11 protein-coding genes are annotated in these 14,966 nt (G+C 61.6%); all 11 read left to right on the plus strand.

Features of this window, described 5'->3' with window-relative positions; genetic code table 11:
• Positions 1-69: 69 nt before the first annotated feature.
• The 11 genes from gluQRS to IB241_RS13755 all read left to right on the plus strand — a co-directional run bounded on the left by gluQRS (position 70) and on the right by IB241_RS13755 (position 14,901).
• Positions 70-957 (plus strand): tRNA glutamyl-Q(34) synthetase GluQRS, encoded by an 888-nt coding sequence (gene gluQRS / locus IB241_RS13705; RefSeq protein WP_192298903.1) that lies wholly within the window; start codon positions 70-72, stop codon positions 955-957.
• Between the two features lie 62 nt (positions 958-1,019).
• The gene (locus tag IB241_RS13710) at positions 1,020-1,196 is read left to right on the plus strand and encodes a hypothetical protein (protein ID WP_003176118.1); all 177 of its coding nucleotides are present in this window, start codon (positions 1,020-1,022) and stop codon (positions 1,194-1,196) included.
• Entirely contained in the window at positions 1,180-4,134 is a 2,955-nt protein-coding gene (locus IB241_RS13715; protein ID WP_192298904.1) for a sensor histidine kinase, read from the plus strand. Before IB241_RS13710 ends, IB241_RS13715 begins: the two co-directional genes overlap by 17 nt.
• Positions 4,135-4,156: 22 nt before the next feature.
• The gene (locus IB241_RS13720; RefSeq protein ID WP_192298905.1) at positions 4,157-5,587 is read left to right on the plus strand and encodes a sigma-54-dependent transcriptional regulator; all 1,431 of its coding nucleotides are present in this window, start codon (positions 4,157-4,159) and stop codon (positions 5,585-5,587) included.
• Positions 5,588-6,283: 696 nt separating this feature from the next.
• A complete protein-coding gene (locus IB241_RS13725) occupies positions 6,284-7,678 on the plus strand; it encodes a polynucleotide adenylyltransferase PcnB (protein WP_192298906.1) in 1,395 nt (464 codons plus the stop codon).
• A gap of 3 nt (positions 7,679-7,681) precedes the next feature.
• On the plus strand, positions 7,682-8,167 hold the full coding sequence (gene folK / locus IB241_RS13730) for a 2-amino-4-hydroxy-6-hydroxymethyldihydropteridine diphosphokinase (RefSeq protein ID WP_192298907.1): 486 nt from the start codon (positions 7,682-7,684) through the stop codon (positions 8,165-8,167).
• Positions 8,168-8,445: 278 nt separating this feature from the next.
• Positions 8,446-9,246 (plus strand): 3-methyl-2-oxobutanoate hydroxymethyltransferase, encoded by an 801-nt coding sequence (panB, locus tag IB241_RS13735; protein ID WP_192298908.1) that lies wholly within the window; start codon positions 8,446-8,448, stop codon positions 9,244-9,246.
• On the plus strand, positions 9,243-10,094 hold the full coding sequence (gene panC / locus IB241_RS13740) for a pantoate--beta-alanine ligase (RefSeq protein WP_192298909.1): 852 nt from the start codon (positions 9,243-9,245) through the stop codon (positions 10,092-10,094). Before panB ends, panC begins: the two co-directional genes overlap by 4 nt.
• Positions 10,095-10,307: 213 nt before the next feature.
• Positions 10,308-11,972 carry a glucose-6-phosphate isomerase gene (gene pgi, locus IB241_RS13745; RefSeq protein ID WP_192298910.1) on the plus strand — a complete coding sequence of 555 codons (1,665 nt, stop codon included), beginning with the start codon at positions 10,308-10,310 and terminating at the stop codon, positions 11,970-11,972.
• 105 nt (positions 11,973-12,077) lie between these two features.
• Complete coding sequence (acs, locus tag IB241_RS13750; RefSeq protein ID WP_192298911.1) at positions 12,078-14,015, plus strand: acetate--CoA ligase; 1,938 nt, start codon at positions 12,078-12,080, stop codon at positions 14,013-14,015.
• Positions 14,016-14,031: 16 nt separating this feature from the next.
• Entirely contained in the window at positions 14,032-14,901 is an 870-nt protein-coding gene (locus tag IB241_RS13755) for an oxygenase MpaB family protein (protein WP_192298912.1), read from the plus strand.
• The last annotated feature ends 65 nt before the right edge of the window (positions 14,902-14,966 follow it).

Genomic DNA, 14,966 nt, shown 5'->3' on the forward strand with positions numbered 1-14,966 from the left:
ACGAATGGGGCGTGCAAACGCCCCATTTTTGTTTCTGGCGTTTACCGTTTTTCCAGTAGTATCCGGCCCATGACAGCCTCTACCTATATCGGGCGCTTCGCCCCCACGCCCAGCGGCCATTTGCACTTTGGCTCCCTGGTCGCCGCCCTCGCCTCCTACCTCGACGCCCGCGCCAATCAAGGCCGCTGGCTCATGCGTATGGAAGACCTCGACCCTCCCCGTGAAGAGCCCGGCGCCCAGGCAGCGATCCTGCATGCGCTGGAAAGCTACGGCTTCGAATGGGACGGCGAACTGGTCCGACAAAGCGAGCGGCATGACGCCTACGCCAAAGTGTTGAACGATATGTTCAACCATGGCCTGGCCTACGCCTGCACGTGTTCGCGCAAACAGCTGGAGCCCTACAACGGGATCTATCCCGGCCTGTGTCGCAACGCCGGTCACGATCAGCAAGATGCCGCAATCCGTCTGCGTGTGCCGGAACTGGAGTATCACTTTACCGACCGGGTTCAGGGCGAATTCCGACAGCACCTGGGCCGCGATGTCGGCGATTTCGTCATCCGTCGCCGCGATGGCCTGTACGCCTATCAACTGGCCGTGGTCCTCGACGACGCCTGGCAAGGTGTTACCGATATTGTCCGCGGTGCCGACCTGCTCGACTCCACGCCACGCCAGTTGTATCTGCAAGAACTGCTGGGCCTGCGCCAACCGCGCTACCTGCACGTACCGCTGATCGTCCAGCCGGACGGTAACAAACTGGGCAAGTCCTACCGCTCCCCACCGCTGACGCCAGACCAGGCCACGCCTTTGCTACTGCGGGCACTGCGCGCCCTCGGCCAGCAACCCGGCGATGAGCTGTTGCACGCCAGCCCACGGGAACTGCTTGATTGGGGTATCCAGCACTGGGATGCGGCACAGATCCCACGCACACTCACGCTGGCCGAAGCGCAATTGAGCTGAAGGCGCTTGCAGCTTGCCCACCATCCGTTACCATCGCCGCAGTTTTCTAATCAGAGGCCAACATGTACATCTATCGATTGGTCCTGCTGCTGGTCGTCGGGATCTACCTGTTTTCCCCCGCCATCATGGATTGGTGGATCGACGCCACGGGCGCCTGGTATCGCCCGTATCTGCTGTGGCTGATCCTGATCGTCGTGACTTTCATCCTGCAGAGCCAAAAAGATGCCGATGAGCTTTAGTCTCACCCAGATGCTACTGGTCAGCGCCGCCTACCTGGCCGCGCTGTTCGGGGTGGCCTGGATCAGTGAGCGTGGAATGATTCCGCGGGCGATCATTCGCCATCCGTTGACCTACACCTTGTCCCTCGGCGTCTATGCCAGCGCCTGGGCGTTCTACGGTACGGTGGGCCTGGCCTATCAGTACGGTTATGGTTTTCTTTCCAGCTATCTCGGCGTGTCCGGCGCGTTTCTGCTGGCGCCGGTGTTGCTGTACCCGATCCTGAAAATTACCCGCACCTACCAGCTGTCGTCCCTGGCCGACCTGTTCGCCTTCCGCTTTCGCAGCACCTGGGCTGGCGCGCTGACTACGATTTTCATGCTGATCGGCGTGCTGCCGCTGCTGGCCCTGCAGATCCAGGCGGTGGCTGATTCCATCAGCATTCTCACCCGCGAGCCCGTGCAGCATCGCGTCGCCCTGGCGTTCTGCGCACTGATCACACTGTTCACGATCTTCTTCGGTTCGCGCCATATCGCCACCCGCGAGAAGCACGAAGGCCTGGTGTTTGCGATTGCCTTTGAATCGGTGATCAAGCTGATCGCCATCGGCGGCGTCGGCCTGTATGCGCTCTACGGCGTGTTCGACGGCCCGCAACAGTTGGAACTGTGGCTGCTGCAAAACCAGACCGCCCTCGCGGCCCTGCACACACCTTTGCAGGAAGGCCCGTGGCGCACGTTATTGCTGGTGTTCTTTGCCTCGGCGATCGTGATGCCGCACATGTACCACATGACCTTCACTGAAAACCTCAACCCCCGCTCGCTGGTCAGTGCCAGTTGGGGCTTGCCGCTGTTCCTGTTGCTGATGAGCCTGGCGGTGCCGCTGATCCTATGGGCCGGCCTCAAGCTGGGCGCGACCACCAACCCTGAATATTTCACCCTTGGCATCGGCATTGCGGCCAATAGTCCGGCCTTGGCGATGTTGGCGTATGTCGGCGGTTTATCGGCGGCCAGCGGGCTGATCATCGTCACCACGCTGGCGCTCTCGGGCATGGCGCTCAACCACTTGGTGCTGCCGCTGTACCAGCCGCCGGCCGAAGGCAATATCTACCGCTGGCTGAAGTGGACGCGCCGCGCATTGATCGTCGCGATCATCATGGCCGGCTACGGCTTCTACCTGCTGCTCGGCGCCGGGCAGGACCTGGCCAACCTGGGCATCGTCGCGTTTGTCGCCACCTTGCAGTTCCTGCCGGGGGTGTTGTCGGTGCTGTACTGGCCGACAGCCAATCGCCGCGGTTTCATCGCCGGGCTGCTGGCCGGAATCCTGGTCTGGACGGTGACCATGCTGCTGCCGCTGGTCGGCAACTTACAGGGCTTCTACATCCCGCTGCTGAACATGATCTACGTGCTCGACGACACCAGTTGGCACATGGCGGCGATTGCATCCCTGGCCGCCAACGTCCTGATGTTCACCCTGATCTCGCTGTTCACCAATGCCAGCCCGGAGGAAACCAGCGCCGCCGAAGCCTGCGCGGTGGACAACGTGCGCCGCCCGCAACGGCGCGAACTGCACGCGGCCTCACCCCAGGAATTCGCCACGCAACTGGCGAAGCCATTGGGCGCCAAGGCCGCGCAAAAGGAAGTCGAGCAGGCACTGCGCGATCTCTACCTGCCGTTCGACGAACGTCGCCCGTACGCGCTGCGCCGTCTGCGTGATCGCATCGAGGCCAACCTGTCCGGCCTGATGGGTCCCAGCGTGTCCCAGGACATGGTGGAAACCTTTCTGCCCTACAAGGCGGGCGGCGAAAACTACGTCACCGAAGACATCCATTTCATCGAAAGCCGGCTGGAGGACTACCACTCGCGCCTCACGGGCCTTGCCGCCGAACTCGACGCCTTGCGCCGCTACCACCGCCAGACGCTGCAGGAACTGCCGATGGGCGTCTGCTCCCTGGCCAAGGATCAAGAGATCCTGATGTGGAACAAGGCCATGGAAGAACTCACCGGCATCGCTGCGCAACGGGTCGTCGGCTCGCGCCTCAATACCCTGGGCGAACCGTGGAGAGAGTTGCTGCAAGGTTTCATCAACCTGCCCGACGAACACTTGCACAAACAGCACCTGGCCCTCGACGGCCAGACCCGCTGGCTGAACCTGCACAAAGCCGCCATCGACGAGCCCCTGGCGCCGGGCAACAGCGGCCTGGTGTTGCTGGTGGAAGATTTGACCGAAACCCAGATGCTCGAAGACAAGCTGGTGCACTCCGAGCGGTTGGCCAGTATTGGTCGCCTGGCGGCCGGTGTGGCCCACGAGATTGGCAATCCGATCACCGGTATCGCGTGCCTGGCGCAGAACCTGCGCGAAGAGCGCGAAGAGGACGGTGAAATCACCGAGATCAGCGGGCAGATCCTCGAACAGACCAAGCGCGTATCGCGCATCGTGCAGTCGCTGATGAGCTTTGCCCACGCCGGCGCCCATCAAAACCAGGACGAAGCGGTGTGCCTGGCCGAAGTGGCGCAGGACGCCATCGGGCTGCTGGCCTTGAACCGACGAAATTTCGAAGTACAGTTTTTCAACTTGTGCGACCCGGACCATTGGGTCGACGGCGACTCACAGCGTCTGGCCCAAGTGCTGATCAACCTGTTGTCCAATGCCCGTGACGCGACCCCGGCCGGTGGTGCGGTACGCGTCAAGACCGAGGCTTTCGAGCATACGGTCGACCTGATCGTCGAAGACGAAGGCAGCGGCATTCCACAGAACATCATGGACCGATTGTTCGAACCCTTCTTCACCACCAAGGACCCGGGTGAAGGCACCGGTCTGGGCCTTGCACTGGTCTATTCCATCGTTGAAGAGCATTATGGACAAATCACCATCGACAGCCCGGCTGACACCGAAAGCCAACGCGGCACCCGTATTCGGGTGACCTTGCCGCGTCATGTCGAAGCGACGTCCGCTGTGAACTGAGACCGTCGAGAGAATTGAATCAATGCCGCACATTTTGATCGTCGAAGACGAAACCATTATCCGCTCTGCCTTGCGTCGCCTGCTTGAACGTAATCAGTACCAGGTCAGCGAAGCTGGCTCGGTACAGGAAGCCCAGGAGCGGTTCAGCATTCCCACGTTCGACCTGATTGTCAGCGACCTGCGCTTGCCGGGCGCACCTGGCACCGAGTTGATCAAGCTTGGCCAAGGCACCCCGGTGCTGATCATGACCAGCTACGCCAGCCTGCGCTCGGCGGTGGACTCCATGAAGATGGGCGCGGTGGACTACATCGCCAAGCCTTTCGACCATGACGAAATGCTCCAGGCCGTGGCCCGTATCCTGCGCGACCGTCAGTCGGCCAGCAGTACCCCTGCCGAGCCGCGTCCAGCCGGCAAAGCGGCCGACAAGCCAGGTGTCGACAACAGCAATGGCGAGATCGGCATCATCGGTTCCTGCCCGCCGATGCAGGACCTGTATGGCAAGATCCGCAAGGTCGCGCCTACCGATTCCAATGTACTGATCCAGGGCGAGTCGGGCACTGGTAAAGAATTGGTGGCCCGTGCCCTGCACAACCTGTCCAAGCGCGCCAAGGCCCCGATGATTTCGGTGAACTGCGCGGCAATCCCGGAATCCCTGATCGAGTCCGAACTGTTCGGCCACGAAAAAGGCGCCTTCACCGGCGCCAGCGCCGGGCGTGCGGGCCTGGTGGAAGCGGCGGACGGCGGCACCTTGTTCCTCGACGAAATCGGCGAACTGCCATTGGAAGCGCAGGCACGTTTGCTGCGCGTACTGCAGGAAGGCGAGATTCGCCGCGTCGGTTCGGTGCAATCGCAGAAGGTCGACGTGCGCCTGATCGCGGCGACTCACCGGGATCTCAAGAGCCTGGCCAAGATCGGCCAGTTCCGTGAAGACTTGTATTACCGCCTGCACGTGATTGCCCTCAAGCTGCCGGCCCTGCGCGAGCGTGGCGCCGACGTCAACGAGATCGCCAACGCGTTCCTGCAACGCCAGAGTGCACGCATCAACCGTACCGACCTCAAGTTCGCCCCGGATGCCGAGCAGGCGATCCGGCATTACTCGTGGCCGGGCAACGTGCGGGAACTGGAGAACGCGGTGGAGCGTGCGGTGATTCTGTCGGAGAGCCCGGAAATTTCCGCCGAGCTGCTGGGTATCGATATAGAGCTCAGCGACCTGGAAGACGACGACTTCATCGGCCTGGCCCCACAACAGGGCGGCGCCAACGCTACCAGCCATGAGCCGACAGAAGACTTGTCACTGGAGGACTACTTCCAGCACTTCGTCCTCGAGCATCAGGACCACATGACCGAGACCGAACTGGCACGCAAGCTGGGCGTGAGCCGCAAGTGCCTGTGGGAACGTCGCCAGCGCCTGGGCATCCCACGGCGCAAGACCGGGGTGGCCAGCGAAAGCTGAGGGTGTGACCCCACAGGTAACACCCTCAGATGTGAAAAAACTGTTACCGATGATTTTCACGTAACAAAAGCCGGGGCTTACGGTAACGAAGCCCCGGCTTTTTTTTGCCCGCCAAAAGCCCAAAAACCGCTCAAACCCCCGTTTTTATTGGGCGGTGCAAAAGTTGGCACGCACCCTGCTATATGCTTAGTACAAAAACAATAACAAGCTTTGTACAAGACAATAAAAATAAGACGAATCGACTCACGCATAACAAAAACAACACGGCGGAGGCGCAGCTAACTGATTCTTTTGGAGAGGCGTTGCATTTGGGGCTTGCCCCGCAACCAGGCCGAGAACAACAAAAACTGCCCTAAGGCAGAGCCTGAACTGGTTGGATCGTAGATCAGCAACACAGCGACCAAAGCAATCCGTTTGCTCTTGACTCCCGATTGGGAGTGTCATGAAGGTGAAGCTTCATGGCGAGGGCGATCAACAAAAACAAGAAGCCCGCAATCAATAATAAAAATAGAGCACGCAACTACTTCTGGGGGAGCTTCGGCTCCCCTTGTAGTTTCCGGAATTTGACCACCAAAGGCTTATGGCGCAATGCCTGTAGCTTGTTCCTACACCATCCCCTGACTAAATGCTAGAATCCCCGCCCATCATGCGGTCATTCTTCGTTATGGCCGAACATTCCTTCAAACAGTGCATCCCATGCTGAAGAAGTTGTTCCAGTCATTCCGTTCCCCCTTGCGTCGTACGCAACACAAACGCAGCACGCCTGAAGTGCTCAATAGCAGCCAACATTCGCTGCAACGCGCTCAATTCAGCCGTTATGCGGTGAATATCGTCGAACGCTTGCAGAACGCTGGCTACCAGGCTTACCTGGTCGGCGGCTGTGTGCGCGACATGTTGCTCAACATCACGCCCAAGGATTTCGACGTCGCCACCAGCGCCACGCCTGAACAAGTGCGCGCCGAGTTCCGCAATGCGCGCATCATCGGCCGTCGCTTCAAGCTGGTGCACATCCACTTTGGTCGCGAGATCATCGAGGTCGCGACCTTCCGCGCCGGCCACCCGCAAAACGATGAAGAGGAAGACACCAACCAGTCTTCCCGCAACGAAAGCGGACGCATCCTGCGCGATAACGTCTATGGCAGCCTGGAAGAAGACGCGCAACGTCGCGACTTCACCATCAACGCCCTCTATTACGACCCGGTCAGCGAGCGCATCCTCGATTACGCCAACGGCGTACACGACATTCGCAACAACCTGATCCGCCTGATCGGCGACCCGACGCAGCGCTACCAGGAAGACCCGGTGCGCATGCTGCGGGCGGTGCGGTTTGCCGCCAAGCTGAACTTCGGTATCGAGAAACACACCGCCGCGCCGATTCGCGAGCTGGCACCGATGCTGCGGGAAATCCCTTCGGCGCGCCTGTTCGAAGAAGTGCTCAAGCTGTTCCTCTCGGGCCACGCCGCCGATACCTTCGAAATGCTCGTCGACCTGCAGTTGTTCGACCCCCTGTTCCCGGCCAGCGCCGAGGCGTTGGAGTACAACCCGACGTACACCCACACGCTGATCAGCGAGGCATTGATCAACACCGACCTGCGCATCAAGCAGAACAAACCGGTGACCCCGGCTTTCCTGTTTGCTGCCTTGCTGTGGCCTGCCCTGCCGAAACGCGTTCTGCGCCTGCAAGAGCGCGGCATGCCGCCGATTCCGGCCATGCAGGAAGCGGCTCACGAACTGATCGCCGAGCAGTGCCAGCGCATTGCCATTCCCAAACGTTTCACCATGCCGATCCGCGAGATCTGGGACATGCAGGAGCGCCTGCCGCGCCGCAGCGGCAAACGCGCCGACCTGCTGCTCGACAACCCGCGCTTCCGTGCCGGCTACGACTTCCTGCTGCTGCGCGAAAGCGCCGGCGAGCAGACCGACGGCCTGGGCGAATGGTGGACCGATTATCAGGACGCCAATGACAGCGAGCGCCGCGACATGATCCGCGACCTCGGCAGCAAAGGCGATGGCGCCAGCGAAGGGCCCAAGAAACGCCGACGCAGCGGCAGCAAGCGCAAACGCAGCGCGGCCGACGCCTCGGGCGAATAAACCGTGGAACGTATCTACATCGGGATGGGCAGCAACCTGGCTGCCCCGGACCAGCAATTGCGCAGCGCCATCGAGGCGCTGGCGTTATTGCCCGGCACCACGCTCGTCGGCGTATCCGCCTTCTATCAAAGCGATTCCCTGCTCCCGGGCCAACCGCGCTACACCAACGCGGTGGCCGCGCTGGACAGCGACCTCGCGCCGCTGGCCCTGCTGGATGCGCTGCAAGCCATCGAAAACGACCAGGGCCGCGAGCGCCTTGAGCGTTGGGGCCCACGCACGCTGGACCTGGACATCCTGCTGTTTGGCGATCGCCTGATCGACGAACCGCGCCTCAAGGTGCCGCACTACCAGATGCACCTGCGGCCCTTCGTGCTGTACCCGCTGGCTGAACTGGCGCCGAGCACCCTGCAGTTATCCGACGGCCGGCAACTCAGTGACCTGTTGGCTGCGTGCCCATTCGTCGGGCTGGAACGCATCCTTCCAGACTGACTCGATCAATGTGGGAGCTTCGGCACTGTAAAAACGGCTGATCCCTGCTGAATCGCATCAGTAACAGCGGTAACACCGCCATCGTAACAATGCGGTAACACATCCAATTGACTTCCCGTGTCCTCCTCACGACTATAGGCGTCCCGCTGCCGCCAACCCGGCACTGAAGGGCGCAATCCAGGCCTTATAAGCGCTGCTCTCAAGACAGTGCGCCTGTATAAACGAAGACTCACGCGCGTTACTCGCTGTTTCCAAGCGCCTGAACGAGGACCCTTTTCATGCCAGACATTACCCTGACCACCTTGCAGAGCCTCAAGCTCAAAGGTGAAAAAATCACCATGCTGACCTGCTACGACGCCACCTTCGCCCACGCCTGCTGCCAGGCCGGAGTCGAAGTGTTACTGGTGGGCGACTCCCTGGGCATGGTTCTTCAAGGGCATGACAGCACCCTGCCTGTGACCACCGATGAACTGGCCTACCACACGGCCAGCGTCAAACGCGGCAACCATGGCGCATTCATCATTGCCGACCTGCCGTTCATGGATTACGCCACCGTCGAACAGACCTTCCACAACGCCGGCAAGCTGATGCGTGCCGGTGCACATATGGTCAAGGTCGAAGGTGCCGTCTGGCTCGCCGAGTCGATCCGCCTGCTGGCCGAACGCGGCGTGCCGGTGTGCGCCCATATGGGCCTGACGCCACAGTCGGTGAACATCCTCGGCGGCTACAAGGTTCAGGGCCGCAACGAAGCCCAGGCGCGCCAGATGCGCGCCGATGCCATTGCCCTGGAACAGGCCGGCGTGGCGATGATCCTGCTTGAATGCGTGCCGAGCGAGCTGGCGGCGGAAATCACCCAAGCCGTTAAAGTGCCAGTCATCGGTATCGGCGCCGGCTCGGCCACCGATGGCCAGGTGCTGGTGCTGCACGACATGCTCGGCCTGTCGATCAGCGGCCGCGTACCGAAGTTCGTGAAGAACTTCATGACCGGCCAAGACAGCATCCACGCGGCATTGAGCGCTTACGTCGCCGAAGTCAAAGGCGTGACCTTCCCAGGCGCCGAACACGGATTCTCTGCATGAACACCGTAAAAACCCTACGCGAACTGCGCGCCGCTGTGACCCACGCGCGCAACGCCGGCAAACGCATCGGTTTTGTGCCGACCATGGGCAACCTGCACAGCGGCCACGCGACACTGGTGACCAAGGCTGCGCAACAATCGGACTTTGTCGTCGCCAGCATCTTCGTCAACCCGCTGCAATTCGGCGCGGGTGAAGACCTGGACAAATACCCGCGCACCCTGGCCGCCGACCAGGAGAAACTCCTGCAAGCCGGTTGCAACCTGCTGTTCGCACCCTCCGTCGACGAGATGTACCCCGGCGGCATGAGCGGCCAGACCCGCGTCAGCGTCCCGCTGCTGTCGGAGGGCCTGTGCGGCGCCAGTCGCCCCGGGCACTTCGAAGGCGTGGCGACCGTGGTGAGCAAGCTGTTCAACATGGTCCAGCCGGACATCGCGGTGTTTGGCCAAAAGGACTACCAGCAGTTGGCAGTGATCCGCGCCATGGTGCATGACCTGAATATGCCGATCCAGATCATCGGCGAGCCCACCGTGCGCGCCGAGGATGGCCTCGCGCTGTCGTCGCGCAACGGTTACCTCAGCGACGAACAACGCGCCATCGCGCCGGTGCTGTACCGCAGCCTCAGCCAGATTGCCGCGGCCATCCAGGCCGGTGACCACGACTTCGCCAAGCTGCGTGCCGAACACATCCGGCAGATCGAAGCCGCCGGGCTGCGCATCGATTACCTCGAAGTGCGCCAAGGCGTGCACCTGCGCCCGGCAACGCCTGAAGACCGTGATGTCGTCATCCTCGTTGCGGCCTATCTGGGCGCCACCCGCCTCATCGACAACCTGCATCTGAACCTCGACTGACCCCCGCCTGTTGCCCTCCTCTCTGTGCCGGTATAAAAAAGTACCGGCCACAGCGCAGACAAAGCCAAGACATATTCACACGCTAGGTTTAATGTAATCGCCCTGCGCTCTTGGTTAGCGCTGTCCGGAGTCCGCCGCTTGATGAGAGGCAGGACGTTCCGGGCTTAGAAGTGTCCTAAAGGCAGTCCCCGTAATAAAAGGAAACCCGCAGCGATGGCGTACTACCGCACTCCTCACGACGTTACCGCTCTGCCCGCCTGGCAAGCGCTCAATCAACACCGCCAAGCCATGCAGGATTTCAGCATGCGCGACGCGTTCAATGCCGATCCCCAGCGTTTTTCCCAATTCACCTTGAGCAGCTGCGGACTTTTCCTCGATTACTCGAAAAACCTGATCACCAGCGAAACCCGTGACCTGCTGGTGGCTCTGGCGAAGGAAGTCGACCTCAAGGCCGCGATCAACTCGCTGTACGCCGGCGAACCGGTCAACTCATCCGAAGGCCGCCCTGCCCTGCACACCGCCCTGCGCCGCCCGGTGGGTGACAAGCTGTCGGTCAACGGCGTGAACATCATGCCGGACGTGCACAAGGTGCTGAACCAGATGACTGACCTGGTCGGCCGCATCCACGACGGCCTGTGGCGTGGCTACACCGAGAAGCCGATCACCGACGTGGTGAACATCGGTATCGGTGGCTCGTTCCTCGGCCCGGAGCTGGTCTCCGAAGCGCTGTTGTCCTACGCCCACAAAGGCGTGCGCTGCCACTACCTGGCGAACATCGACGGCAGCGAGTTCCACGAGCTGACCATGAAGCTGCGCGCCGAGACCACGCTGTTCATCGTCTCGTCGAAATCCTTCAACACCCTTGAAACCCTGAAAAACGCCCAGGCCGCCCGCGCCTGGTACTTGGCCCAGGGGGGGTCGGAAGCCGAGCTGTTCCGCCACTTCATCGCCGTATCGAGCAACAACGCTGCGGCCGTGGCGTTCGGTATCCGCGAAGAAAACATCTTCCCGATGTGGGACTGGGTCGGTGGCCGCTACTCGCTGTGGTCGGCCATCGGCTTGCCAATCGCCCTGGCCATCGGCATGTCCAACTTCAAGGAACTGCTGTCCGGTGCCTACACCATGGACCAGCATTTCCAGAACGCGCCGTTCGAAGCCAACATGCCGGTACTGTTGGGCCTGCTGGGCGTGTGGTACGGCAACTTCTGGGGCGCGCAGAGCCATGCGATCCTGCCGTACGACCACTACCTGCGTAACATCACCAAGCACTTGCAACAACTGGACATGGAATCCAACGGCAAGAGCGTGCGCCAGGACGGCACCCCGGTGTCCACCGATACCGGTCCGGTGATCTGGGGCGGCGTAGGCTGCAACGGCCAGCACGCTTACCACCAGTTGCTGCACCAAGGGACCCAACTGATTCCGGCCGACTTCATCGTGCCGATTGTCAGCTTCAACCCCGTGTCGGACCACCATCAGTGGCTATACGCCAACTGCCTGTCCCAGAGCCAGGCGCTGATGCTCGGCAAGACCCGCAGCGAGGCCGAGGCCGAACTGCGCGACAAGGGCATCGCCGAAGAAGAGGTGCAAAAGCTGGCACCGCACAAGGTGATCCCGGGCAACCGTCCGAGCAACACCCTGGTGGTGGAACGCATCAGCCCGCGTCGTCTGGGCGCACTGGTGGCGATGTATGAACACAAGGTGTTCGTGCAGAGCGTCATCTGGGGCATCAACGCCTTTGACCAATGGGGCGTGGAACTGGGTAAAGAGCTGGGCAAGGGCGTCTACAACCGCCTGACCGGCACTGAAGAAGCCGTGGCGGATGACGCCTCGACCCAGGGTTTGATCAACTACTTCCGCGGTCGTCACCGCGGCTGATCCGGCCACTCCAGGGCCAACGTCCGTTTGGACGTTGGCCTTGAACCCTCCCCCCACAGCGTGCATCTTTATGACTTGTGCCAAAAACAAGAATAAGGACCGCTCATGTTCGATATCAGCACGTTCCCCAGCGCCGATGCCGTCCGCCGCGCTGCGCAACTCAGTCAAGAGGACTATCAGCGCCTCTACCGCCAATCCATCGAGCAACCGGATACCTTCTGGGCCGAACAGGCCAAGGGCTTTCTGGACTGGATCACGCCCTGGCATACCGTTCAGCAATCAGACATCCACACGGGCGCTGCCCAATGGTTCGTGGGCGGGCAACTGAACGTCAGCTACAACTGCATCGACCGTCATCTGGCGCAACGCGCTGAGCAAACCGCCTTCATCTGGGAAGGTGATGATCCGACAAAGTCCTCGAAAATCACCTACCGCCAACTGCACCAAAACGTCAGTCGCCTGGCCAATGTGCTGAAAGGCCGTGGCGTGAAGAAAGGTGATCGGGTGTGCATCTACATGCCGATGATCCCGGAAGCGGCCTACGCCATGCTGGCCTGCACACGTATTGGCGCGGTGCACTCGGTGGTATTTGGGGGCTTTTCGCCGGACGCTCTGCGCGACCGCATCCTGGATGCCGACTGCCGCACGGTGATCACCGCCGACGAAGGGGTACGCGGCGGCAAGCCGGTGGCGCTGAAACAGAATGTCGACAAAGCCCTGGCCAACTGCCCGAGCGTCAGCACCGTATTGGTAGTGGAACGTACCGGTGCGACCGTGAACTGGAGCGAAGGCCGCGACCTCAAGTATCAACAGGCGCTGGACGCCGCAAGCGCCGACTGCCCACCCGAGCCGATGGATGCCGAAGACCCGCTCTTCATCCTCTACACCTCCGGCAGCACCGGCAAACCCAAAGGCGTGCTGCACACCACTGGCGGCTACCTGCTGCAAGCGGCGATGACCTTCAAGTACGTACTCGACTACCGGGACGGCGAAGTGTTCTGGTGCACCGCCGACGTGGGCTGGGTCACCGGCCACAGCTACATCGTGTACGGCCCGCTGGCCAATGGCGCGACGTCGCTGATGTTCGAGGGCGTGCCGAGCTACCCGGACAGTTCGCGGTTCTGGCAGGTGATCGACAAGCACAAGGTCAATATCTTCTACACCGCGCCGACGGCCCTGCGTGCCTTGATGCGCGAGGGCCACGGCCCGCTGGAAAACACCTCGCGCGCCAGCCTGCGCTTGCTCGGCAGCGTCGGCGAGCCGATCAACCCCGAAGCGTGGGACTGGTACTTCAATGCCGTCGGCGAGCAGCGCTGCCCGATCGTCGACACCTGGTGGCAGACCGAGACCGGCGGCATCATGCTCAGCCCGCTGGTGAGCGCGCAGCGGATCAAGCCCGGTTGCGCCACGCAACCGATGTTTGGCGTACAACCGGTGTTGCTGGATGAGCACGGCAAGGTGTTTACCGGCGCCGGCAGTGGCGTGCTGGCGATCAAGGCGAGTTGGCCGGGGCAGATCCGCAGCGTCTACGGCGACCCCCAGCGGATGATCGACACCTATTTCAAACCCTACCCCGGCTACTACTTCACCGGCGACGGCGCGCGACGCGACGAGGACGGCGATTACTGGATCACCGGGCGCATCGACGATGTGATCAACGTCTCCGGCCACCGCATCGGCACCGCCGAGGTGGAAAGTGCCCTGGTCCTGCATGACCTGGTGGCCGAGGCCGCCGTGGTGGGCTACCCCCATGATGTCAAAGGCCAGGGCATCTACGCCTTTGTCACGCCGATGAATGGCGTAGCGCCCGACGATGCGCTAAAAAAACACCTGCTGGACTTGGTCAGTAAGGAAATCGGCAGCTTTGCCAAGCCGGAACTGATCCAATGGGCACCCGCGTTGCCGAAGACCCGTTCCGGCAAAATCATGCGCAGGATCTTGCGCAAGATCGCCTGCAACGAACTGGACAGCCTTGGTGATACTTCCACCCTGGCCGATCCCAGCGTTGTCGACGGCCTGATCGACAAACGCCTGAACCGATAGGAAACCCAGCGTCGCCATGGAATTTATCCGCAGCCGTATCGAAACCCAATTGATGAGCCTCACAGGGCTCTCACTGGGCCAGCTGGACCTGGAAAACCCCAAGGGCGACCCAGGCCTGTTCGGACCGAGTTCGGTCAGTTGGCAAGTGCATGGCGACTTCAGCAGCATGTTGATCGGCGGCATCAGCGCCTTGATGTTGCAGGCCCTGCACCCGCTGGCCCTGGCTGGGGTGTGGGATCACTCGAACTTTCGCGAGGACATGCTCGGGCGTTTGCGGCGCACCTCGCAGTTCATCTCCGGCACGACCTTTGGCTCGCGCAAGGACGCGCAGTGGCTGATCGAGAAAGTGCGCACCATTCACCTGCAAGTGGTTGGCCATGCGCCGGACGGCCGACCTTATGCAGCCAGCGATCCGGAACTGCTCACCTGGGTGCATGTGGCCGAGGTCAGCAACTTCCTCGCCGCTCACCTGCGCTATCGCAACCCACTGCTCTCGGGTCGGGACCAGGACCGTTACTACAGCGAGATCGCCTTGGTCGCCGAACAACTGGGCGCGCGGCATGTTCCGCGTTCGCGGCAGGAAGTTTCGGATTACCTGGCGCGTATCCGCCCGCAACTGCTGTGCGACGCGCGCAGTCGTGAAGTGTTGCGCCTGCTACTCAATGCCCCGGCACCCAGCACGATGGCCAAGCCGTTTGGCGCCTTGATGATGCAAGCCGGCATCGACCTGCTGCCAGACTGGGCCAGCGCCATGCTCGATCAACACCAGAGCCCGCTGCAACGCCAGATGATCCGGGGCGCGGTCAAACGCAGCACGCCGTTGCTGCGCTGGGCGATGCGCAACGGTTCGGTACAACGGGCGCATCGGCGGATGGGGTTGATGTAGGCCAGGCTTTATAACTGTTAAACTCCGCGCCCACATTTACCCCCATTACTTAAGCAAGGCGCGCT

Origin of the sequence: Pseudomonas sp. PDM05 (genome assembly GCF_014851685.1) — a bacterium.
In the GTDB taxonomy this organism is placed as follows: domain Bacteria; phylum Pseudomonadota; class Gammaproteobacteria; order Pseudomonadales; family Pseudomonadaceae; genus Aquipseudomonas.